Here is a 22,557-nt window from a genome sequence, read left to right as displayed (position 1 = left end):
GATCATCATGAGAGTTTGTGCTGTTGATTTAAAAGCCAATGAAGCGAACATTGTATTGCTAGACAGCGACAACGGCTTGTTTTCTGTGCCTGAGTGCCGCGCAAAAAAGATCACCGTTGCCAAGCCTGAAGCACAAGAAAGCATCCAACACTTTCATCGCACCATGAGCAAGCTGGTCGAAGACTATCAGGTAGAAAAGATTGTGATCCGCGAGCGCCCAACCAAAGGCAAATTTGCCGGTAGCAGTGCTGGATTCAAGCTAGAAGCCGCGTTGCAGCTAATTGAGGGAACGGATGCTGAGGTGCTGCCAAGCAGCGTAATGAAGCAAACCCTAAAACGTCATCCTGTTGATGTGAGCTTAAAAGAGCTCGGCCTTAAGCAGTTCCAAGAACAAGCGTTTTTAACCGCTTGCGCGTATTGTAATCAGCACACCAACTGATTAAGTGACAACCACAAGGATGTGTTATGAGCCAAATCACTTATGCATCACCACTCGGTGAGTTAACCTTAACCGCGAATCGCGACGGACTCACCGGGTTGTATTTGCCTAAACGCGCACCGCAACCCGTTAATGCATCGTCTCACTCCGCCCAACGGGTACTGGATGAAGCATGTCGTCAGCTGGATGGTTACTTCAATGGCACGCGCCAACAATTCTCTTTGCCCCTCGCCCCACAAGGCACACCCTTTCAGCAACGGGTATGGCAAGCGCTACAAGCAATTCCGTATGGGCAAACGGCCAGCTATCAGACCATTTCCACCGCTATTGGTAACCCAAAAGCCAACCAAGCGGTAGGCGGCGCGAATGGCAAGAATCCAATTTCTATCATCATTCCTTGCCACCGTATTATTGGTCGCCAAGGGCAGCTGATTGGCTACGGGGGCGGTCTTGCGGCCAAACAAGCCTTGTTGATGTGGGAAGCAACCGGCAAATGGCCAACCACGCTCCCCAATCCGCAAAGTGGTAAAGAAAAAGCCTTTGTCGCTTAGCTACGCTGCTAACGCTTTTATCAGTCGCTCTGGGGTAAGTTTAAAACCGCAGTGCAGGTAAAAGCTTTGCGCATCGGCTTTGTGATAACTCGGGACCACTTCAATCTGATCGCACCCTCTTGCCTGCAAACAGGTCTCCGCGGCACTGAGTAACTGGCGGCCGAGGGTCATGTCTCGAAAGTGTTCATCCACCATAATGGTGCTGATGCGCCCGACATGGTTGGATTTTTCCAGTTGTAAGATCACATTGAACGCCACCACGCCTGCGACCAACCCACAAAGCTCAGCGACTAATACGTTGGCATCCTCTGCATTAATCAAATCGGTGAGCGTTTTCTTCATTTGACGCCACGGAAGTGGGTCAGGCTGACAGCGCTCACACAAGGCGCAAATCGCATCGATATCGTGAAGGGTTGCCTGTCGAATCATGGTGTCTTCCTTGGTTGCCGAAGATAAGTCTCTAACATTTGCGATGGGCTAGGCCGTTGCATGGTAGCCCAGCCCCAAAACGATAAAGCGACGATTACTGTGCCTGTGCCATTTGCCCACCTTTCACGCGTGAAAGGGTGACGCGACGGTCAAAGAAAAAGCCTTCATTGTCGGCTTGGTCGGCCAATGGCTGGCTGTCTCCATACGCAACCGTATCTAGCTGCGCAGGATCGACTCCCACTGATACCAAGTAGTCATAAACCGCTTGCACACGTTGCTCTGACAGCGCTTGGTTATAGGCTTTGCGCCCCCGTGGGTCGGCATACCCGGCCAATTGCCATTGCGCATCCGGCATTTGCTGGATAAACCCTGCCAGCTCATCAAGCTGAATCATAAAGTGGGGTTCAATGTCAGCCGAGCTGGTTCGAAACTGAATATTCATCGCTAAGTCGATATCCTCGATAGAATGTTGCTCGGTGCGCAAGCGGGCAAGTTCTAATTGAGCTTCGTTGTATTTTTGCGTAACAAGACTCAACTGTTCATTTTTCGCATTCATGGTTTCAATCGTATCTTGCTGCTCCGTCGCAAGTGTTTCGAAGCTCGCGTTTTGCCCCATCACGGTGCCGATAATCGCTCCGGCGACTGCGCCGACCGGTCCGGCCACTAACGCGCCAGCCACCGCGCCGCTGCCCATACCGATCAATTCTGGTTTTTTGTCTCGCTCAACATGTGTGGCGGCCATCCCTTGTGGGGTTGCCACGACAAACATAGAAACCGCGAATACAGAGTGTGTGAGTGCTTTTTTGATATCCATAATGTCCTCGAAAGTGTGTTTGTTGTGCCGTGCTGGCGATGAGGACATTAAAACAAGCCGATCAGGCATTTTGTGGGAGCAAAAATGGCAATGTGGCGATCAATTGTGGCAAAAAAATGGCAATTGCGCGGAATCCGGCAAAAGGGGTTTTCTCTGCGCTGAGTTTGGGTATAGTCACTGCAACACTCGTTACCTATCCCGTACCATGAAGCAGATAGCAATTGTTGAAGATGAAGCCGCCATTCGCGATAACTATGCCGATGTGATTCGTCGCCAAGGCTATCAGGTCAATACCTACGCCGATCGTCCATCCGCCCAAACCGCTTTTGAGCAACGTCTACCCGATTTAGCCATTATCGACATTGGTCTGGGGAATGAAATTGACGGCGGCTTTGCGCTATGCCAAGCCCTGCGCGCGATGTCTGCAACAGTGCCGATTATCTTCTTAACCGCTCGGGATAGTGACATTGACACAGTGGTGGGGCTGCGAATGGGCGCCGATGATTACTTGACCAAAGACGTCTCACTGCCTCACCTGATGGCACGCATTGCCGCCTTGTTTCGCCGCAGTGATCTCTTGGCCCAAGCGTCGGCTAGCCAAGTAAAAAGTCTGCATTGCGGCCCGCTGAATCTTGATTTGGATCGGATGCGCGTATACTGGCATGACACCTTGATCGATCTCACTGTGACCGAGTTTTGGATGGTCCATGCCTTGGTTAAACGTCCCGGCCACGTCAAAAGCCGTCAAGCATTAATGGATGAAGCGCACGCGGTGGTGGACGACAGCACCATTACCTCGCACGTGAAACGGATCCGTAAAAAGTTTCTCGCCGTCGATAGCCAATTTAATTGCATTAGCACCGTCTATGGCATGGGGTATCGCTGGGATGAGGAACACCCATGAGCCTGAGTCGACTGCGTCGTTATGGCTTAAAAGGACGTCGCTGGGTGCGAGAAGGGCTGGCCGGGATCCGCACCAAGATTGTAATTCTCTCGAGTTTTCTACTGCTGCTGCCCTATTTGGGCTACCAGTACGTGTGGGAAATGGAAAGTGTTTTACGCCAAGGCCAAGAGCAGACGCTAATGGGCACTGCTCGGGCCTTTGCGATGGGGATGAACGATCGCCCCAGCTTGTTTACCCAGCATGCCCCACCCTCTACCTTAGAGCCGGGCAAAGATTTACATGCATTTCGCTTAACCCAGCCTATTCGCTTAGATGGCAACTTAGAGGATTGGCAACCCTATCGCCATCATCAGCGCCTTTATCAACGCAACGGACTGATCTTTAGCCAAGGTGCATACAACAGTGACACGCTTTCTTTGGCGATCATGAGTGGCAGCACCGACACTGCGKTGTATTTCGCGCTCGATATTATCGATAGCACTCCTGCCACGCCGCAAGCGACAGGCGATATCGACAGTCAAGATCACCTCATATTGGCACTCACCTCACCGCAAGGGGCGTTTTATCGCGTCGCCATCGGACAAGCGCGTGATTCTGACAATGCAAAAATCATCCATCTTGATAACGGTCTTGCCGACAATGCCACCGGCGTAAATATCGAAGGTCCGCCCCAACCACTTCCCATTGCTGCTAAGTGGCGCGCCAGCGAGCAAGGCTATCAAGTTGAGATCAAACTTCCAGCGGCGTGGGTCGGCCAGCAGCTCGGCATCGCTTACTACGATGTGGACGATAGTTTTAACCGCGGCCTACGCGCGATTATTGGTACCGCATCGACACGCTCAGCGGCAACGCTGGGCAGCTTTATGATGCCCTCGGCCCCCATTCAAGCATTAATTGAGCGGATGAATAATGGCGCCTCCAGTGTATGGGTGGTTGATCAACACAGTCGCGTGCTAGCAAAAGCGGGTGACATCCAAACTTCCACCGGTGTCTGGCAACCTCGCCAAGCGATCCCAGAGCAGCAAGGCGTCATGGACTGGATAACACAAACGCTGCTACGCCCTTGGTACGATAAACTGCTTGTGACCCCGCCTGAGCATTTTGTCGATGCGATGCAACAAGCCTCAATTTATAAGGGCGTACAGGCGCAACAAGCCTTACAAGGGCGGCCTTACGCCAGTTGGCGCAGCTCAGATGACAACCAAGCGATGATCTTAACCGCAGCCTACCCGATTTGGTTGGACGGTAAAGTAGCGGGGGCCGTGATTGTTGAAGAGACCACCAACGGGATCCGTAGCCTGCGTAATGAGGCCCTCGAAACCCTCTTTTCCGTGATGCTCGCGGTGATTTGTACCGGCGTGCTCTTGCTGCTGTTATTCGGCTCGCATATCGCCAAACGTCTGCGTCGCCTCCAACAAGAAGCTAATCATGCTATCGATAGCCAAGGGCGTGTTACGGGCACAATCACACCGGCAACCAGCCACGATGAAATTGGTTTACTAACTCAAACCATCACCGACATGGTTGGCCGCATTGCTGGCTATAACCAGTATCTTGAAAAAATGTCATCTCGCTTGTCCCATGAGCTGAGAACGCCCATTGCAGTAGTGCGATCGTCATTGGAAAACATGGCGTATACGCAAGCGGACCCTGACCAGCTCACCTACATCAACCGCGCCCAAGACGGGGTGCAACGCCTTGCGGGGATCTTATCGACCTTAACCGAAGCCACACGCCTTGAACAAAGCTTTGATAATGCCGATAAAGAGCCGGTGAATCTCAATGCACTGATAGAAGGCTGCGGGCAAGGCTACCAACTAGCGTATCCGGATCATCGGTTTAACGTCATGCTACCGGCGCAGACCGTCCGAGTATTCGCTGTGCCCGACTACCTCGCGCAGTTATTGGATAAGCTCGTGTCCAACGCGGTTGAGTTTGATGATGGCGCCACCCCGATTGATCTTGCGCTGAGCCTTGACCCTGAGCATATTACTATCACAGTAAGTAACGCCGGGCCGCTACTGCCCGAATACATGCGTGATCAGCTATTCCAATCGATGGTCAGTGTGCGGTCAGAGTCGCATAAATCGGATAAACCGCATCTCGGGTTAGGCCTTTACATTGCACGTTTGATTGCAGACTTTCACCAAGCGACACTTGTGGCCAGCAATCGCGCCAGCCAAGATGGTGTGACAATGTCACTTATATGGCCCAGCACACTGCAGCTTGGCGAAGATTGATCTTCCGCTTTATCGTGTCGATACTGAGGGTTCACTGACAGGGAGAGCTAACATGATTGACTTTTATTCAGCCGCCACACCCAATGGCTACAAAGTCGCGATCGCCTTGGAAGAAATGGGGCTGCCGTATCAATTGCATGCACTCGATTTAATGGCGAACGAACAGAAACAACCGGAATTTCTGGCGATTAACCCCAACGGTCGTATTCCTGCCATTGTCGATCAGGACAACGACAATTTTGCCGTGTTTGAGTCCGGTGCCATTTTGCTCTATCTCGCGGAAAAGACGGGGCAGTTTCTCCCGTCAGACCCTAAAGCGCGCTCGCAAACTATCCAGTGGCTCATGTTTCAAATGGGTGGGGTTGGGCCCATGATGGGCCAAGCGAACGTCTTTTACCGCTATTTCCCAGAGAAAATCCCAGCGGCAATCGAACGCTATCAAAAAGAGGGGCGACGCTTACTCGAAGTGGTTGATGGCCAGTTGCAAAAACATCCGTTCCTTGCCGGCGACGAATACACCATTGCCGATATGGCCACCTGGCCTTGGGCGCGCATTCATGAATGGAGCGGCATTGATATTTCGGGCCTTGATGCTTTAAAAGCGTGGCTAGATACGCTAGCGGCAAGGCCTGCCTGCCAAAAGGCGTTACTCACGCCCGCCCCCTCTGACGCGACAGATGAAGAGCGTGCCAAACAATGTGTAGGGTGCAAGCGTACCCTCGATGAAATCATTGCGTGGGGCAAAATGACCGACGATCAGCGCGCCGCGATTATGGCTGAGCTCCCACAGCGTCCTGACCCAAAACCGCCTGAGCCCATTCGCCCCTCACGAAACCCGTTCAAACGACGATTCAGCTGATGCCACCAGTGGTTTACGGTATTCAATAATCACTTGGTTACCTTCGTAGTACACTGCTTCAATGTCGCCGTCGACAATGACTTTACTGGTTACCAACACATCTTGGTACGCTTGTTCGCGCTCACGCAGGCTGGGTAAGATTTTGTTGGGCTCAACGCCCATCGCTTGACAAAATGCGAACACAAAACGGCTGTCGAGTGTGGCATTGCCATGAATACAACGTGAAAAGGTAAGATGGCTGACTTCTAAGCGTTTTGCCATTTCAATTTGCGTGATCCGTGCTTTGGCTTTGTACGACATCCACGTGTCGTAGAGGGCTTGTCGATCCTCTTGGTTAAACGTCATCCTAGTGTCCAATCGAAAAAAAGAGCATTGGCTGCAAGGGTAACAAGCCACGACCGACGAATGTCAGCCTGCCGTTAAGCGCGAGTTAATCTTGCCGTGTGGCATCGACTTCGCTAGGATCGCGGCTACGCGCCCAAACACAAGAGCCCCCTATGGACATTAATTTGGCGAACCTGCCTGCCGATGAAAAACAAAAAATAGAACTCGACAAACAAGCCGCCTACGCAGTTTGGAAAGTGGTCAACAACAAAGCAGAATCGAGCCTATTCGAACAAGAAGCGCATGCGCTGGCTGAATGGCAGCGGGACTTCTACCTCGAATGCGTCGAAAAGTATCGAGCCCAACCTGACGCCTTCATCATTCCCGAACAAGACCCCCCTGTCAGCTGATCCTCTCGCGCCTATTAAGGCGCGTTTACACAAAGCGCTCCGCACGGACAAAAGTGACCAACTTTAAACCAGTTATTCTCCCTGCCAATAAATCACCTGTTTAAAACGGCATAGGTGTCTGTGTTTTGTGACACTTCCAGCGCACGAGTGACGCCAAATTGTCATACACTTTTTTGTCATTTCGACTAGCCAAATCCACCAACCCGCTCTACTGTTATTCTTATCAAAAAGCATTCATTATTTGGCGAGTTGCCGAACATTTAACTAACTTTAAAACGGTGTTGGCTGGGTGACTCCGCGGTAACCATAATAAAAACCGCATAGAAAAGCGGACAGTGTACGATTACCGCCCGTAGGAAGCACCCTTACTTTTTAGACAGACAAGCGTTAGCTCAGTAAGGGGTAAAAACTATGACGTTGGGGTTTAAATCACGCATTATGGTGGGGGTCGGTCTGTTGGTGACCGTCTCTCTCGTGGTGTTGGGAACACTCAATACGCTCTCGCTACGAGAGAAAATGATTGAGTCTCTCACCACACAAACACAAAACAAGCTTGATCACCATGTTACAGAGTTAGAGCAGTTGGTTACCTCGCAACTCTCGGCTATTGAAAAAGGTGCAAATCACTTCACAACGGGCCTCACCGCACAAGAAAACGTGGCGCAAGTGAGGATGCTGGCAGACACCGCCGGTATCGCCAATGTGATCATGACGTATGAAACCGGTGATTCGTTTATGTCGAATCATTCAGGGGATGGCGTCACCACCAACCAATACAACTTCCGCGATCGCGACTGGTATCGACAAGTCAAAGCCGATCAAGCCATTCACTTAACCGGCATTTATACCGACAAAGTGACCGGCGGTAAGGTGATCAGCGCGGTCGCCCCCGTGTTTGAAAATGGCCGCTTCATCGGCGCGTTGCTTGGTGACATTCCATTGGAAAGCGTGATCACTCAGGTAAGCAACATGCGCTTTGCCGGTGGTGCCGCGACACTGACCGATCAAAACGCAGTCTTTTTTGCCAGTGATGATCCGAATGATATCGGCAAAACGCCCTCTCAGGTCAGTGCCACCTTCAGTGATATGGAAAACATGTTCCGCACCGATGAGCAAGGTCACTTGAGCTTTCCCTATATGGGCATTAATTTTGATGGCTATTTCCAGCGCGTTAACCTCACGGAAAATCGCTATTGGACGCTGATGGTGTTTGTGGATCAGCAAACGGCGTTGGCGGACATTCGCAGTGCTAAAATTGAATCTTTAGTGACGGGGCTCATCCTGCTAGCACTGAGCTTGGCAGCAATCTATCTGATCATCAATTACTCATACCGTCCACTGATCAAACTGAAACAAGCGGTGTTAGATCTCTCCAAAGGGAGCGGCGATCTCACCGCACGACTTGAGGTCAATGGCAACGATGATTTAGCCCAAATCAGTCACGGCTTTAATACCTTTGTTGAGAACCTGCAAAATATGATGTTGAAGGTCTCCCAAGCCAGTCAAATGATTTCGAGCAACATCACCCAGCTGTCGCAAAACACGCAAGAAAACGAGGCTATCCTAGAGGCGCACTCGGCAGAAACCGAACAAGTGGTGACCGCGATTACTGAGATGAGTGAAAGTGCGCGCAGTATTGCTCATAACGTCTCGCAGTCGAATGACATCACAGAATCGGCCAGTAAAGAGGCCAGCCAATCGCTTGGAGTGGTCGACAATGCTGTCGTCACCGTCAGTGCACTGGTAGATGAAGTGGAAGATATGTCAGCACGAATCACCAGCATGAATCAGGATGCAAACAAAATCAGCGACGTGCTCAATGTGATCGGGGAAATTTCCGAGCAAACCAACCTGCTTGCACTCAACGCCGCGATTGAAGCCGCGCGGGCCGGTGAGCAAGGCCGTGGGTTCGCGGTGGTCGCCGATGAAGTTCGTGCCCTCGCCGCACGCACGCAAAGCAGTACAACCGAAATCTCAGATATGCTTACTGCCCTCCTTGATGGCACATCGAGCGTGGTTGAGGCGATGGGAAAAACCAAAGAGCAGTGTCAAAGCACTGCGGATAAGACGTCGGAAGTCTCAAACAGCTTGACCATCATGAGCGCCTCCGTGCGTGAGATTGATGATGTCAGCACACAAATCGCGACCGCGACCGAAGAACAAAGTGCCGTGGCGGAGGAGTTGAGTAAAAACATGCTCTCGATTCGCGACATGGTGAGCAACTTAGTTGAGAGCGGCAAGCAAACCGTTTCCGCAACCGACTCATTATCACAATCGAATCAAGAGCTTGATCGCTTAGTGTCGAATTTTAAACTGCAGTAGTTTTGCACGGAGTCCGTTTCAAGCGGCACAAGCACCCTTACGCTTTATTCGGTTGTTGTTATCGTCAGGCAGGGCCCCCTGCCTGACTTCGCAGTTGGAGATGTAGTTATGTCTAGTGCCCACCCCGACGGCTATACCGTCACCCCTACGTTCGCTAAACATTACCAAACCATGCGGGCGCATTTTTTTAACCGAGACCCGAACCGCTGGCCCATTTATCGTACCCCGGGTTTAGCCCAGTGGCTCGAGCAAGGTATGCTCCCTGCACCAACGTCACCCGATATACATTTGCTTGAGCAACAACACGTGCCAAGCCACAGCGACCTAAGCCATCATATTTTTCCGCCGCTTGCTTTACACGCAGCAACACACTCCAAAGATTGGACTACACCGCAAGCGGTCGAAAATGTGATTACTGCGCCCTGTGACCCTGCCATTCATGGCGCACTGCTGGCTACTTTGGCCAATCCAAACTTGGTGTATAGCGAATACGCGGGATTGTCTGTAGAGCTTGAGCAAACTATCGTCCGCCAAGTCGCCAACTTGATTGGCTATGATGACCAACGCGCCACGGGGCTTTTTACCCAAGGTGGCACCTTTGGCAACCTTTACGGTTACTTGCTTGGGCTGAGAAAACAGTTTCCACTATCCGGTCAGCGAGGTCTGCAAGGGCAAGACTTTCGGATGATTAACTCATTAGCCGGTCACTATTCCAACATGACGAACCTCGGCCTGTTAGGGACAGATATTCCTAATCAAGTGCTTCGCGTCAAAGTCGATGCGCGTAACCGCATGGATTTGGATGATTTTGCCTACACCTTAAACGGCTGTTTGGCGCAAGGGCTAGCGGTTCCTACCATCTTGCTCACCTTTGGGACCACAGACACCTTTGCAATTGATGACATTGAACGCGTGTATCAGATCCGAGAGCGTGCATGCCAGCAATATAACGTCAACAGCAAGCCTCATATTCATGTGGATGCGGCCGTCGGCTGGCCACTGATCATGTTCAATGATTACGACTTTAACGACAACCCGCTCGGCATTAACACCGTGACCACGCAAAAACTCGCCGCCTTGCTCCCGCGGATCCGCGGTCTGCGCTATGCCGATTCCATCACGATCGATTTCCAAAAATGGGGGTTTGTCCCTTATACCTCCAGTTTGGTGATGTTCAAAAATAGCGACGATATGGAGTGCCTCAAACAAGACCCTCACTATTTCTCCTATTTTGAAGCGAGCAAAACCACCCATACCCATCTGCAATCCACCATTGAGTGTTCTCGCGGTGCAGCGGGGGCTTATGGTGCTTACTGTGCGCTTAATATGCTGGGCAAGCGAGGCTATCAGACCATGATTGCGCATGGCTTACAAAACGCGGAGTATCTGAAGGGACGATTGAGCGATTTACCTTATTGCAAGGTGGTCGCGAGAGATAACTTGGGGCCCACGGTGGCCTTTCGCCTGTATCAACCCGCTGATGACCTCGATGTAGATACCCTGTTCGAGCGTGAACAAAAACTCCACCAATTGGGGGCGCGTATCGACAGTATTACCCAACACAGTTTATTTCACCGCGAGCACTTTTTAGCTCGGCAAGGTCGAAAGCTTCATACTAATTGGGTTGAATCCATTGCCCATACGGAGTTCGACACCGATGGCCAATGCTTGTTTATTCCCGGCGAAAAGGCCGTGTTCCTTAATCCGTATACCGAGCAGCGCCATATCGGTGAATTTGTTGACACCTTAATGGCAACGGAGACTGAACAGCCCGCCTGATCGCGGGCTTACCAACGCCAAAAGTGCGGCATAAACAGGGCCAAAACGGTGAAATACTCCAAACGGCCCAAAATCATTGCGGCATTCAGGAACCAAATACCGGTGTCACTCACCGGCTGGAAGTTGCTGCCAACCTCACCAAAACCTGGGCCCAATACATTGATACACGCGACGACCGCGGTAAATGCAGACCAAAAGTCGAGACCTGTCATCATCATCAACAAGGTGAAAACACCCGTGGTCAGCGCAGCCAGAGACATAAAGGCCATGACCGCTTGCGTCACGTCGTTGGACACAACTTTGTCCTGATAGCGAATAGGCAGCATCGCTGAGGGGTGAATCAATTGGTGCAGCTGGCGACGAATAATTTTAAACGTGATGATATCGCGAATAATTTTATTCCCGCCAGCGGTTGAACCAGAGCAGCCGCCCAAATAGGCACAGAACACCAAGAACAATCCCGTCGCCGCAGGCCAAGAGCTTAAATCAGCAGCTCCGAACCCCGTGCTGGTAATAAAAGACACCACATGAAACGCAGCAAAGCTTAGAGAAACCCACACCGATTCATAGCGTGATTCACCGTATAAATATAATCCCAATATCAGGGATAAGCAGGCAACGACAATGAGGAAGACCCGTGACTCTTCATCGTCGAAATACAAACGCACACCCCGCCAACCGATGCGAAAAATACGAAAGTGCAAACCGAAGTTAATCGCGCCAAGCAGCATAAAGACATTGGAGATCATCAACATCAAATGGCTTTGAAAGTGCCACATACTGGCATCATGCGTCGAGAAGCCACCGGTTGAAACGGTTGAGAAACTATGGGCAATGGCATCGTAAGCACTCATCCCCGCCAAATAATACGCAAGGGCACAAGCAAGCGTGATCACCACATACACGCCCCATAAATAGTGGGCCGTTTTGGAGATCCGCGGGGACAATTTCTCGTCTTTGATGGGGCCGGGGGTTTCTGCTTTTAACAGCCGCATCCCGCCCACGTTCAACATGGGGAGCACCGCGACCACAAAGATAACGACGCCAAGTCCGCCCATCCATTGTAAAAACTGGCGATACAATAAGAATGAGGCGGGCATGTCATCCAGCCCACTGAGTATGGTGGCACCAGCGGTGCTAAGTGCACTGATCGACTCAAAGGTGGCATCCGAAAAATTCACCCCAGTCACCAGTTTAATCGGGATCCCACCCAATATACCGACCAAAATCCACGTAAAGGTCGAAAACAATAAGGCATCACGGAAGGTTACTTGGCTTAACTTACTTTTACGAAATAGCCAAGAGATAACCAAAGAGGCCATCATCATCAGTAAAGAGGGATAAAAAAACTGTGTCGACACATGATCGCGAAATAGGAATAGCGACAGAAGTCCAAACACAAATTGAACAATACCCATCCATAAAACAGGCATGCCCAATAGACGCAGTGTGTTTTGAAAGTTAATCATGACATGGGAAACTCATCATTAACGCGCCAGTGGCCTGCAAGCCCTTCGAACCACTCGCGTTATCACGCCATTAAAGGCGACAACGGTAAAAGTGCACATTAAACTGCGCACCGTTAAAAGTATATAGCTGGCACATCGGGAATGTCCCACAATGCCACAGGCATATCAGCGTCGTTAATACCCTGCCAACAAGGCATTACGTCGCAGACATGGATCAAAAAAGCCGGGCATTGCTACCCGGCTTTCTATTATTTACTGCGCTTGGCGACGCTCACCGCGGAATGAGCCGCGATCATTGCCACGGTCACGGTTAAAGCGACGTTCACCACGACCACGGTTATCACGGTCTTGACGACCACGGCCACCGCCATTGCGATCGCTTGGGCGACGGTCACGGATCACATTGCCTTCAACGCGTTGTGCGTTGGTTTCTTTCTGGCGAATACGTAGCTTCTGAAGCTGCGCAAAGACTTCTTTTGGCATGGTCTTTGGCAACTGTACGTAAGTGTGTCCCGGTGCTAGTTTGATCGCACCAATGTTGTTTTTGTCTAGACCTAGCTCGTTAGCAATCGCGCCCACGATATCTTTAACTTGTACGCCTTGCTCACGACCCACGCTTAACTGATAGGTATCCCAGTCTGCCGGGTTAGTATCACGGCGGTCACGACCATTTTGGCGATCATCACGACGACGCTCACGACGTTGGCTTTCACGTTCCATGGCCGCAATCATTGGATCAGGGCCTTTGTAGAACAATGGACGCTTGCCTTGCTGACGCTGAAGTAACATCGCCGCTAAGGTAGTCGCATCAACTTCGATGTCATTTTGTAGCTGTTCAATCAAGCTAACGAAAGGAGCGATTGAGTCAGCATCTTTTTTCTCAGCCAGTTCGCTAGCCAAACGGGCAACACGAGATTCCGCTACTTTATCGCGGTTCGGCAACTGGATTTCGTCCATGCGCGTCTGAGTGACACGCTCAATGGTACGCAGCATACGCATCTGGTTGGTACGTACCAACAAGATCGCTTTACCTGCACGTCCAGCACGACCGGTACGACCAATTCGGTGAATGTAAGATTCAACATCAAACGGAATGTCATAGTTAAAGACATGGGTGATACGTGGCACATCAAGACCACGCGCAACAACGTCAGTTGCTACCAAAATATCAATCACACCACGTTTGATGTGGTCAACCGTACGCTCACGTTGAGATTGCGGAATATCACCGTGCAGCGCAGCGGCTTTAAAGCCACGTGCAGACAACCAGTCCGCAAGACGCTCGGTATCTTGACGAGTACGAACGAACACAATCGATGCGTCTGTGTCTTGCGTTTCCAAAAGACGGCTCATCGCTTCGTCTTTTTCTACGCCTTTCACGACCCAGAATTGTTGCTCAACTTTCTCAACCGTACGGTTGCTTCCCGCAACGTCGATGCGAGCAGGCTTACGCAAGAAACGATCAACGATTTGTTTAACGATTGGAGGCATGGTGGCAGAGAACAACACGCGTTGTGCCGACTCAGGTGCTTGCTCCATGATCCAAGTGACGTCGTCTACGAAGCCCATTTTGAGCATTTCGTCAGCTTCGTCGAGAATAAAGGTATGTACTTCATCCAGCTTCAAACGATCGCGGTTAATCAAATCTTTCACACGACCTGGGGTACCCACGATAATGTGCGCGCCGCTTTTCAGCGCCTTCATTTGATCAACGATCGAAGCACCACCGTAGATCTCAAGAATTTTGAGGCCTTTTATGTTTTGCGCCAAGGTTTTCATCTCAGCAGCAACCTGAATGGCCAACTCGCGAGTCGGCGCCATCACGATGGCTTGAGGTTTATGCTGGCTTAAATCAACTTTGTTCAACAGCGGCAAAGAAAACGCCGCGGTTTTGCCCGTCCCCGTCTGCGCTTTACCTAGCGCATCACGGCCTTCTAGCAGCACAGGAATAGACGCAGCCTGAATCGGTGTTGGCGATTCAAAGCCCATGGCGTCAAGTGCAGATAAAAGGGTGTCGGCCAGATCTAACTGGCGAAATTTGGTTACAGATTCTTGCATTGGGATCCCAATCTATGAGTGTAGCGAAACGGGGCCCCTTCAGCGTTCTGCTCAACCAGCTACACTGCTCTTTCACAGTGTAAGTCACCAGCGCCACGGGCCTCGGTAATTAAGGGTGTGCATTCTGCGCTATTCAGGCGAAAAAAGCCAGAAAAAGTTGAACAACTTCACAAATTTTGCCGCTTTCGCGCACTCATGTGGCACATTGTTTATCTCGCATACAATCCCTGTATGGTTACGCATCAACCGATTACTGGCGATTCACTCGGATCCACGCCTTACCACACCATCGATAGCAATTTCCGGTCACGGGTTGGTTTTGCGTGACCGAATACGTATAGTGTGGCGATTCGAAAACCGAGACCGATGTTATGTTTCAAGACAATCCCCTGCTAGCGCAACTTAAGCAACAGATCCAAGAAACCCTGCCCAAGAAAGAGGGAACGGTGAAAGCCACTGAAAAAGGCTTTGGCTTTTTAGAAGTGGACGATAAAACCAGCCTCTTTATTCCACCACCGTATATGAAGAAAGTGATGCACGGTGATCGTGTTGAAGCCTTCGTTCGCACAGAAAAAGAGCGTGAGGTCGCAGAGCCGGATGCCTTGGTTGAGCAAAGCATTGACCGCTTTATTGGTCGTGTCCAGTGGATTCGTAACCGTCTCAATATTGTCCCGGATCATCCGCAAATCAAAGATGCTATCCGTGCCAAAACCCAGCGCGGCTTGTCGCAAGACGAACTCAAAGATGGCGACTGGGTTGTCGCATCCCTGATCCGTCACCCACTCAAAGGCGACGACAACTTCTTCTGCCAAGTCAGTGAAAAAATCACCGATGCCAATGACAAGATTGCACCTTGGTGGGTCACGCTAGCAAAACATAACTTACCAAACCAAGAGCCTGCGCCTAAAGAGGCATGGGCGATGTTGGAGCAAGGTTTAGAGCGCCGCGATCTGACCGCGCTCCCCTTCGTGACCATTGATAGCGAATCGACCAAAGATATGGACGATGCGTTATATGTAAAAGCCAACGAGCAAGGCGGCTTTACCATGACAGTCGCGATTGCCGATCCGACTGCGTATATCGACGCGGATGACGACCTTGACCAAGTGGCTCGCAGCCGCGGCTTCACCATTTACTTGCCTGGTCGCAACATCCCAATGTTGCCTCGCGATCTGAGTGACGATTTGTGTTCACTACGTGCCCACGAAAAACGTCCGGCGCTTTGCTGTACCTTCAATATCGCTGCCGATGGCACCATTGCCGATGACGCCGAGTTCTTCTCTGCATGGATCCAATCACACGGCCAGCTAGCCTACGACAAGGTGTCGGACTACATCGAGCAAGGCGAACAAGCAGCATGGCAGCCAGAGAGCAGCGACATCGCGGATCAAATCCATCAGTTGCACCAGTTTGCACTTGCCCGCATTGAATGGCGTGAAACGCATGCGGTGACCTTCCCCGATCGTCCTGACTATCGCTTTGAACTCAGCGAAGATAACGATGTGATCGCGATTCATACTGACGCGCGCCGCATCGCTAACCGTATCGTTGAAGAGGCGATGATCAGCGCTAACATTTGTGCAGGTCGCAAACTGCGTGAATCCTTCGGTTTCGGTATTTTTAATACTCACGCAGGCTTTAACGGTGACAAGCTGAACGATGTGGTCGAGTTGGTCAAAGCCCATGACGGAGAAGCCGAGAGCGAGAGCTTGGCAACCGTTGAAGGCTTTAGCGCATTGCGCCGTTGGTTAAACAGCCTCGACAGCACCTATCTCGACAACCGCCTGCGTCGTTTCCAAGCGTATAGCGAAATTGGTCACGAGCCTGCTCCTCACTACGCGATGGGCCTTGATGTCTACGCCACATGGACATCGCCTATCCGCAAGTACGGCGATATGATTAACCACCGCTTACTCAAAGCGATCATTCGCGGCGAAACCGAAGCCAATGCCCCTGCGGATACGGTCGGTGAAGAACTGGCTGGTCATCGCAAACACCACCGCATGGCCGAGCGCGATGTCGCTGATTGGCTGTACGTCCGTTTGTTGAAGCCAGAAGTGGAAGCACAAACCCGCTACACAGCGGAAATCTTTGATATTAACCGCGCGGGTATGCGTGTTCGCCTACTCGAAAATGGCGCACCGGCGTTTATTCCATCATCGCTGATCATCGATAACAAAACCCGCATTGCCTGTGATAAAGAAACAGGCACAGTGACCATTGATGGCAATGTTGAGTTTAAGCTAGGCGACAGTCTGGAAGTGGTGATTGCGGATATCAAAGAGTCCACGCGCTCCATTGTGGCAAAACCAACCCAAGTGTTTGCGCTGCCTGAGCAAGCGAAAGACGAATAATCTCGCCCTCTTTCTTGTGGCTCCCTACGGCAGGTCCACTCCCCTTCAAAGCCAAGCCTTACCGCTTGGCTTTTTTATTGGGCCTCTTGCGCCTAAAGTGATAAGTTAGTCATTAGTTTCGCGCTATCTAACGGCAAGGCGCCAAGGTCATCGAGCCACAATCCCATCGATAACAAGCCTTGACGGCGCATCGGCAGGAAAAAGCACAAGGCTGGTCACAGTCTGTTTGTTTAAGGCCCTGAATTTGGCACCCTTTCACCATGCGCAAACTATGATAGCTAAAACACGAGCATTGATTTTTCACACTTGCCACGCAGTATATAAGGTGTCATGGGGCTGTTACATTCACCGTTAGCACGTTTGGGCGTGCCGCTACTTATCTTCCTTGTTTTTGCTGCCGGTTATCACCCGTTGCTGGCCTCGCTTTCGCCATACCTAAACTTACTCTATGCCGCGCCCTTCTATTTATTATTTACTGCCCTGCTATTAAGTCACTTGTTCAAGAGTGCGCGTGTTGGCATGACTGTGGTGATATTGCTTGTTAGCTACACCGTCATTTTAACTCGGCTGCAATCACCACTGACTGACGGCACAACCTATTTGGAATATGTCCTTCTGGTCATATTATTGCCGATTAATTTGCTCTATATTCGCATCACCCGCGATAGAAAGCTGACCTCGCTGTATGGCTTGTTATTTTTTGCTGCTATGGCACTCGAGATTGGCTGGGGCGCGCTGTTAGTGATGCAATATGGTGAATTGGCGACCTGGCTGTACCAGCATCCAGTGTTTGTGCGCATCCCCGCCTTTAGCCCATTGCCCCTACTTTTGATCGTGATACTACTGATTACGCTGTGTATGGCCGCGATACGTGTTTTACATAAAAACAGTGTCGATGATCATGCCACCTTTATCGCGCTCACCTGTACATCGGTCACGGTGATCTTTTTTGATATGGCCTATGTGTCATCATTTAGTTTTGCCATTGCCGGCTTACTCCTTATTGCCAACCAAGTCGCGTTTAGTCATCAATTGGCCTTTTTAGATGGTTTAACCGCCATTCCAAGTCGTCGGGCATTGCAAGATGAGTTAAAGCACCTCGGTCGCCGTTACACCATCGCCATGCTCGATGTAGATCACTTCAAGCGCTTTAATGACACCTATGGCCATGAAACCGGTGACGATGTGTTAAAACTGGTAGCGAGTTTGCTGTCACAATGCGAAGGTGGCGCAAGCGCTTTCCGCTACGGCGGGGAAGAATTTACCCTTTTATTCAAAGGAAAAACCACCGATCAATGCCTGCCTTTTCTTGACGCATTGCGAGAGGATATCGCCCAGTACCCGTTGGTACTTCGTGAAGAAAACCGTCCCACCAACCCTAATGAAGGCAAGCAAAAACGAGGGCAGAAAAAAGATAGCGCAACCGTTCATGTGACTGTCAGTATCGGCTTCGCCGATGCCTCGCAAGCCAGCCAACCGGATGAAGTGTTGCAACTGGCCGATCAAGCGCTGTATAAAGCTAAACAGGCGGGAAGAAACTGTATTCGAGGAAGCGAATGATAAAGCTAGGGTTAGTGTGTACCTTCATCCTGTTGCTAAGCGCATGTAGCAGCTCACCATCCGATCCGGACTCAAGCACAACGCCCGTCTCCTCGGCTCACTCACATTCCGCAAGCAGCCAAGCATTGCACTACGCACTGACCCAGCACTACCAGCAATGGCAAGGCACACCTTATCGTTGGGGAGGCACCTCACGCCAAGGCATCGACTGCTCGGCTTATACCCAGCGCGTTTATCGTGATGCGCTATCCACGCCCTTACCGCGTACAACTCATGGCCAAGCAAAGGGCGGCTATCCGGTTGATTATCAAGATGCCCAATTGGGCGATTTAGTTTTCTTCCACATTCGCCCCGGCTTGCGCCATGTCGGTATCTATCTCGGCAACCAGCAATTTATGCATGCGTCTACATCACAAGGAGTGACAGTGTCACGCCTCGATAACCCGTATTGGCAAGGGCGCTTCTGGCAATTCCGTCGTTATTTCTGAGGCGAGGCTTTTGACTAAGTGGCAAGATGGCCTTTTAACCGCTCTTATATCCCGAATTCGCTTTGAATCGACATATATGTTCACAAACCGATCTTTTCTGTAGAAAGCTATTCAATTTCTCAATCCATGCGATCCATTTAACGAAATGTGCAGGCTAAAGCGTGACTTATTTCTCATTCCTATTTATTTTGATCATGGTTTAATATTTGAAAACCAAATAACACCAAAAATAATAATTTTGCTCAGAGAAGAGTACTTAGAAAACAAAAGAAACCAGTTAAGTGCTCTGTATGGAAGTCCATTAACGGTTGGCAATAAGAATATCAGATTCGGTATTTTTATAAGCTTAGTTATCTTTATTATTCTCGCGATCTCGTTATTTATTATTGAATTACCCAGAGTAATCAACGCTGACGGTGAACTTACCTATAGCAATGGCATTATCACTATTACCAGCAATGAGACTGGCAGTATTAGTGGCTTTAATTTTGACAATGGTGATCTGGTGAATAAAGGGCAGTCGTTACTGTTTATAACCAATGATGAGTACGACCAATATGGCACCTCGAAATACACTAAGCTGTTGTCATTACTCAATGACACAAAAGAAAAAATACAAATGGGTAAAGTGGCGCTGACAGAGAAATACGCTCTGTCTAACCACAATATTCACCAAGAATTGGCCTTAATTGAACAAAGCCATCATAAAACCGCGCGAACAGATGGGGAAAGGCGCTCAGCCAGCAGATATTGAAAATTAAGTCAACAAATTACCACTCGAACATGACACTCTGATCGGCGATATGGGTTCCTTATTCAGTGGGGGGCAGAGGCAACGCTTACTGCTCGCGCGTGCTCTGTATCGTCAGCCAAAAATTCTGCTGTTAGATGAAGCGACCAGCCATCTTGACACACTTAGCGAACAAAAGATCAACGCCAATATCGCTGAGCTGAACATCATAAAAGTCATGATCGCCCATCGACAAGAAACCATTGCTTCTGCGGATAAGGTTTATCCATTATGATCCTACGTTATTTGTACTACGTTATCCTCGTGCTATTCACTCTTGTGAGTACAGTCACTGACGCGAAAACGCAACTTTCTTACCCGACTCAAGATGACTGGATGCACCACACGCAAGTGATTAGTCAATATTGGATGCAGCCCGATGCCTATGGCACACCACGAGGACGATTCCCAACCTTTCGCTGTGACAACGGCCGCCTGCCCTCACCAGAGGCTCTGTGTCAGGAGTTGGTGGATGTGAAAGCTAAAGACAAGTTAGGCCGGCGTTACACTCGAATGCAGTCGCGTCAGATCTACACCTATCTGGCTTTGTTCCATATTACAGGGGATCCCGACGCCCTCTCTATCGCTTCGGCGGGTGTTCAAGAACTGTTAAAGATGAGACTACCACAAGGAGGGTTTGCGCTTTACCTAGACATTAATAATAAGGTCAGCGAAGAACCTGCCTCAGCGCAAGATGCGGCTTATGCTCTATTAGGCCTAGCCATGTATGATTACCTCACTCGCGATGCGGCCGTGCACCAAATCCTACTTCAAGAAATCGATACCCTGTTTAAGCGCTACTATGATCCAGAGAACAAAGCTTTGAACTGGTGGCCACGCTCGACGTCTAGCACTCCACAACGCGAGCTGGTCGCACAACTCGATCAACTCACAGCCTATCTGAACCTAGTCAGCTCGGTTAGTACGCCACAAGAGAACATCCAGTTAAGCCAGTACCGCCAATGGGTGGTTGATGCGCTCATCGATCAGTATGTAGATCTCGAGCAATGTCGCGTCTTCGGCGCATTACATGACAATGGCACGATGTTATTCGAACATGAGCATAGTGACTTTGGCCATGCTGTCAAAACTTGGTGGAACCTGCTCCTCAATCGTGACTTACTGACTCACGAGCATCAACAAAAGGTACAAAACTGCCTAGCAAAAACTCTTAACCAAGCGACTCGTGAGCTGCCCGTCACCGAGCTGATGTCATACCTCCCCAACACCAAGCGCGACAAATGGGCTAGCGCAGGTACCCAAATCACTTGGAAAGGCTATCACGATGAAAACTACATCAACTCTTGGCAATGGGTCGAGCTGGATCAGGGGCTCATCATCGCCAAATTAGTCGGGGAAGATTCATTGCAGGCAAGCTTGGCCAGTACCACTTGGCAGTTTCTTGATGCGTGGGTGGATATGGTCCACGGTGGCGTAGGCCTAAACCCACAAACTAATAAGCAGTTCGACTGGCTAAATGGCTATCATCACACCGAACATGCACTGTTTGGGCTACTCGCCACTCAACGTATCTACGCTCACCCAGTCACACTGTATTTCGCCTTTACTTCTGAGCAATCGGACGCGTTTTTTCCCTACCTGCTCGGCGGTCGGGTAGTCAACATCACCCCACTCACCCTGCCCAACCGTCGCGGTAGTAAAGTAGTATTTGATCGTATCCACGTCCCAAAAAAATTAGCCCATGATTAAGTATGAGAAAAAAGACAATCGCTCCCAAGAGAGCGCATACCTAGTCGGTTCGGATAATTGGTTTACTGTCCGAGCCGCGCAGGAGATTGCCAAGTCGCCCCGCCGAATTATTGTTCTCGTGGTCTTGGCCGTGCTCTGTTTATTCGCGCCAGCGATCGGCGCTATCAGCCAGTTCATTCAGGCATGGCTGAATTAACTTGAGCATCTCAGCTTGGTATTTTCTCCACGCAAATTGGCAAGCGCGCTTCTGGCAATTCCGTCGTTATTTCTGAGGCGAGGCTTTTACCGAGTCAGCCAGTTCGCAACAGGGTTGATAGCGCGGACACGTGACGACATGATCATTGACCATGCCAAGCGCTTGCATCAGCGAATAACAAATGGTCTCGCCCACAAACTTAAAGCCACGCTTTTTCAAAAAGCGACTCATGGCGCGGGACTCGTCGGTCGCGGTGGCGACATCGGCATCCGATCGGTGGTGGTTAACAATCGGTACACCGTCAGTAAACTGCCAAAGTGCTTTCGCCAAGGATCCATACTCTTCCACCAGCGTCACTGCCGCTTTCGCATTGGTAAACACAGACGCCACTTTCAAGCGATTACGGACAATCTCGTGGTTGGCCATGATCTCAGCAATATTCGGCTCAGCCACGTTTGCCAGTTGATAGAAATCGAAATCAGAAAAAGCGGCGCGATACGCGGAACGCTTTTCTAAAATCAGCCGCCAACTTAATCCTGCTTGCGCGCCCTCTAAGCAAATGAACTCAAAGATCGCTTGATCATCAAATGTCGGCACGCCCCACTCGGTATCGTGATAATGCCGCTCCGACTCACTCTGCTGTGCCCATTGGCAAGGTTCCATGACAATTTCCCTCAAAGTTGGTTGCATGATGGTAATGCATTTGTTCCGATTGTCCGCGATTTTGTTGTTCATGCCACGAAATCAGCGAGTTAACTCCGTATAAATCTGTCGATTTCGTTAACATGTCGCTATCTTTGATCGCTACAAGTCTATGAAACGTAACATACTCGTTGTTGTCAGAGTGCATTCACTCTCAGT

19 protein-coding genes and 3 pseudogenes are annotated in these 22,557 nt (G+C 50.3%); 16 read left to right on the top strand and 6 right to left on the bottom strand.

What is annotated here, in order from left to right:
* Positions 1-7 precede the first annotated feature (7 nt).
* Positions 8-439 carry a DUF3010 family protein gene (locus BZJ17_RS05205; RefSeq protein WP_077480849.1) on the top strand — a complete coding sequence of 144 codons (432 nt, stop codon included), beginning with the start codon at positions 8-10 and terminating at the stop codon, positions 437-439.
* A gap of 26 nt (positions 440-465) precedes the next feature.
* Positions 466-990 carry a methylated-DNA--[protein]-cysteine S-methyltransferase gene (locus BZJ17_RS05200; RefSeq protein ID WP_077640013.1) on the top strand — a complete coding sequence of 175 codons (525 nt, stop codon included), beginning with the start codon at positions 466-468 and terminating at the stop codon, positions 988-990.
* Here the strand turns inward: BZJ17_RS05200 and BZJ17_RS05195 are convergent, their stop codons facing one another.
* Both BZJ17_RS05195 and pdsO read right to left on the bottom strand, forming a co-directional pair.
* Complete coding sequence (locus tag BZJ17_RS05195; RefSeq protein WP_077640012.1) at positions 991-1,419, bottom strand: GNAT family N-acetyltransferase; 429 nt, start codon at positions 1,417-1,419, stop codon at positions 991-993.
* Positions 1,420-1,513: 94 nt separating this feature from the next.
* The gene (gene pdsO, locus BZJ17_RS05190) at positions 1,514-2,233 is read right to left on the bottom strand and encodes a sortase-associated OmpA-like protein PdsO (protein ID WP_069588711.1); all 720 of its coding nucleotides are present in this window, start codon (positions 2,231-2,233) and stop codon (positions 1,514-1,516) included.
* A gap of 205 nt (positions 2,234-2,438) precedes the next feature.
* Between pdsO and pdsR the strand changes: the two genes are divergently transcribed.
* From pdsR to BZJ17_RS17580, 4 genes and pseudogenes are all read left to right on the top strand, one after another.
* Positions 2,439-3,137, top strand: coding sequence for a proteobacterial dedicated sortase system response regulator (gene pdsR, locus BZJ17_RS05185; protein ID WP_077640011.1), 699 nt, complete (start codon positions 2,439-2,441; stop codon positions 3,135-3,137).
* Positions 3,134-5,377, top strand: a complete 2,244-nt coding sequence (pdsS, locus tag BZJ17_RS05180; RefSeq protein ID WP_108743781.1) for a proteobacterial dedicated sortase system histidine kinase — start codon at positions 3,134-3,136, stop codon at positions 5,375-5,377. The genes pdsR and pdsS overlap by 4 nt, the downstream gene beginning before the upstream one ends.
* A gap of 52 nt (positions 5,378-5,429) precedes the next feature.
* Positions 5,430-6,074 (top strand): annotated as a pseudogene (locus BZJ17_RS05175) (glutathione S-transferase N-terminal domain-containing protein); the annotation flags it as partial.
* A 3-nt stretch (positions 6,075-6,077) separates the two neighbouring features.
* Positions 6,078-6,236, top strand: a pseudogene (locus BZJ17_RS17580) (DUF1289 domain-containing protein); the annotation flags it as partial.
* On the opposite strand, the gene BZJ17_RS05170 reads toward BZJ17_RS17580, so the two are convergent.
* Positions 6,204-6,581 carry a helix-turn-helix transcriptional regulator gene (locus tag BZJ17_RS05170; RefSeq protein ID WP_077457194.1) on the bottom strand — a complete coding sequence of 126 codons (378 nt, stop codon included), beginning with the start codon at positions 6,579-6,581 and terminating at the stop codon, positions 6,204-6,206. The pseudogene BZJ17_RS17580 and the gene BZJ17_RS05170 overlap by 33 nt on opposite strands.
* Before the next feature lie 152 nt (positions 6,582-6,733).
* Between BZJ17_RS05170 and BZJ17_RS05165 the strand changes: the two genes are divergently transcribed.
* From BZJ17_RS05165 to BZJ17_RS05155, 3 genes are all read left to right on the top strand, one after another.
* Complete coding sequence (locus tag BZJ17_RS05165) at positions 6,734-6,970, top strand: DUF3283 family protein (RefSeq protein ID WP_077457192.1); 237 nt, start codon at positions 6,734-6,736, stop codon at positions 6,968-6,970.
* Positions 6,971-7,381: 411 nt separating this feature from the next.
* Positions 7,382-9,292 (top strand): methyl-accepting chemotaxis protein, encoded by a 1,911-nt coding sequence (locus BZJ17_RS05160; protein WP_077640009.1) that lies wholly within the window; start codon positions 7,382-7,384, stop codon positions 9,290-9,292.
* 108 nt (positions 9,293-9,400) lie between these two features.
* Entirely contained in the window at positions 9,401-11,071 is a 1,671-nt protein-coding gene (locus tag BZJ17_RS05155; RefSeq protein ID WP_077640008.1) for a pyridoxal-dependent decarboxylase, read from the top strand.
* Between the two features lie 8 nt (positions 11,072-11,079).
* Here the strand turns inward: BZJ17_RS05155 and BZJ17_RS05150 are convergent, their stop codons facing one another.
* The gene (locus BZJ17_RS05150) at positions 11,080-12,540 is read right to left on the bottom strand and encodes a potassium transporter TrkG (RefSeq protein ID WP_069588722.1); all 1,461 of its coding nucleotides are present in this window, start codon (positions 12,538-12,540) and stop codon (positions 11,080-11,082) included.
* Between the two features lie 252 nt (positions 12,541-12,792).
* Complete coding sequence (locus BZJ17_RS05145; protein WP_077640007.1) at positions 12,793-14,598, bottom strand: DEAD/DEAH box helicase; 1,806 nt, start codon at positions 14,596-14,598, stop codon at positions 12,793-12,795.
* Between the two features lie 371 nt (positions 14,599-14,969).
* On the opposite strand from BZJ17_RS05145, the gene BZJ17_RS05140 reads away from it, so the two are divergent.
* From BZJ17_RS05140 to BZJ17_RS05110, 7 genes and pseudogenes are all read left to right on the top strand, one after another.
* The gene (locus BZJ17_RS05140) at positions 14,970-16,952 is read left to right on the top strand and encodes an exoribonuclease II (protein WP_077640006.1); all 1,983 of its coding nucleotides are present in this window, start codon (positions 14,970-14,972) and stop codon (positions 16,950-16,952) included.
* A 330-nt stretch (positions 16,953-17,282) separates the two neighbouring features.
* Positions 17,283-18,512: a GGDEF domain-containing protein gene (locus BZJ17_RS05135; RefSeq protein ID WP_077640005.1), complete on the top strand. Its 1,230-nt coding sequence runs from the start codon at positions 17,283-17,285 to the stop codon at positions 18,510-18,512.
* Complete coding sequence (locus BZJ17_RS05130; protein WP_077640004.1) at positions 18,509-19,000, top strand: NlpC/P60 family protein; 492 nt, start codon at positions 18,509-18,511, stop codon at positions 18,998-19,000. The genes BZJ17_RS05135 and BZJ17_RS05130 overlap by 4 nt, the downstream gene beginning before the upstream one ends.
* Positions 19,001-19,145: 145 nt before the next feature.
* The gene (locus BZJ17_RS05125; protein WP_077640003.1) at positions 19,146-19,754 is read left to right on the top strand and encodes a hypothetical protein; all 609 of its coding nucleotides are present in this window, start codon (positions 19,146-19,148) and stop codon (positions 19,752-19,754) included.
* A 25-nt stretch (positions 19,755-19,779) separates the two neighbouring features.
* Positions 19,780-20,025: pseudogene (locus BZJ17_RS05120) on the top strand (ATP-binding cassette domain-containing protein); the annotation flags it as partial.
* On the top strand, positions 20,022-21,500 hold the full coding sequence (locus tag BZJ17_RS05115; protein WP_077640002.1) for a hypothetical protein: 1,479 nt from the start codon (positions 20,022-20,024) through the stop codon (positions 21,498-21,500). The pseudogene BZJ17_RS05120 and the gene BZJ17_RS05115, both read left to right, overlap by 4 nt.
* On the top strand, positions 21,493-21,696 hold the full coding sequence (locus tag BZJ17_RS05110) for a hypothetical protein (RefSeq protein WP_077640001.1): 204 nt from the start codon (positions 21,493-21,495) through the stop codon (positions 21,694-21,696). Before BZJ17_RS05115 ends, BZJ17_RS05110 begins: the two co-directional genes overlap by 8 nt.
* A 66-nt stretch (positions 21,697-21,762) precedes the next feature.
* Here BZJ17_RS05110 and BZJ17_RS05105 read toward each other — a convergent pair whose 3' ends face one another.
* Positions 21,763-22,359: a DNA-3-methyladenine glycosylase I gene (locus tag BZJ17_RS05105; RefSeq protein WP_077640000.1), complete on the bottom strand. Its 597-nt coding sequence runs from the start codon at positions 22,357-22,359 to the stop codon at positions 21,763-21,765.
* Between the last annotated feature and the right edge of the window lie 198 nt (positions 22,360-22,557).

The organism is Salinivibrio sp. IB574, assembly GCF_001996205.1.
GTDB classification, from domain to species: Bacteria; Pseudomonadota; Gammaproteobacteria; order Enterobacterales; family Vibrionaceae; genus Salinivibrio; species Salinivibrio proteolyticus.
Note: the sequence above shows the minus strand (reverse complement) of the source record. Positions and strands in the feature narration are given on the sequence as shown.

Coding starts and splice junctions, on each gene's coding strand:
- BZJ17_RS05140 (WP_077640006.1), top strand. CDS start 14,970: ATGTTTCAAGACAATCCCCTGCTAGCGCAACTTAAGCAACAGATCCAA.
- BZJ17_RS05130 (WP_077640004.1), top strand. CDS start 18,509: ATGATAAAGCTAGGGTTAGTGTGTACCTTCATCCTGTTGCTAAGCGCA.
- BZJ17_RS05195 (WP_077640012.1), bottom strand. CDS start 1,419: ATGATTCGACAGGCAACCCTTCACGATATCGATGCGATTTGCGCCTTG.
- BZJ17_RS05205 (WP_077480849.1), top strand. CDS start 8: ATGAGAGTTTGTGCTGTTGATTTAAAAGCCAATGAAGCGAACATTGTA.
- BZJ17_RS05150 (WP_069588722.1), bottom strand. CDS start 12,540: ATGATTAACTTTCAAAACACACTGCGTCTATTGGGCATGCCTGTTTTA.
- BZJ17_RS05115 (WP_077640002.1), top strand. CDS start 20,022: ATGATCCTACGTTATTTGTACTACGTTATCCTCGTGCTATTCACTCTT.
- BZJ17_RS05155 (WP_077640008.1), top strand. CDS start 9,401: ATGTCTAGTGCCCACCCCGACGGCTATACCGTCACCCCTACGTTCGCT.
- BZJ17_RS05170 (WP_077457194.1), bottom strand. CDS start 6,581: ATGACGTTTAACCAAGAGGATCGACAAGCCCTCTACGACACGTGGATG.
- BZJ17_RS05125 (WP_077640003.1), top strand. CDS start 19,146: ATGTGCAGGCTAAAGCGTGACTTATTTCTCATTCCTATTTATTTTGAT.
- BZJ17_RS05110 (WP_077640001.1), top strand. CDS start 21,493: ATGATTAAGTATGAGAAAAAAGACAATCGCTCCCAAGAGAGCGCATAC.
- pdsR (WP_077640011.1), top strand. CDS start 2,439: ATGAAGCAGATAGCAATTGTTGAAGATGAAGCCGCCATTCGCGATAAC.
- BZJ17_RS05135 (WP_077640005.1), top strand. CDS start 17,283: ATGGGGCTGTTACATTCACCGTTAGCACGTTTGGGCGTGCCGCTACTT.
- BZJ17_RS05200 (WP_077640013.1), top strand. CDS start 466: ATGAGCCAAATCACTTATGCATCACCACTCGGTGAGTTAACCTTAACC.
- pdsO (WP_069588711.1), bottom strand. CDS start 2,233: ATGGATATCAAAAAAGCACTCACACACTCTGTATTCGCGGTTTCTATG.
- BZJ17_RS05160 (WP_077640009.1), top strand. CDS start 7,382: ATGACGTTGGGGTTTAAATCACGCATTATGGTGGGGGTCGGTCTGTTG.
- BZJ17_RS05165 (WP_077457192.1), top strand. CDS start 6,734: ATGGACATTAATTTGGCGAACCTGCCTGCCGATGAAAAACAAAAAATA.
- BZJ17_RS05145 (WP_077640007.1), bottom strand. CDS start 14,598: ATGCAAGAATCTGTAACCAAATTTCGCCAGTTAGATCTGGCCGACACC.
- BZJ17_RS05105 (WP_077640000.1), bottom strand. CDS start 22,359: ATGGAACCTTGCCAATGGGCACAGCAGAGTGAGTCGGAGCGGCATTAT.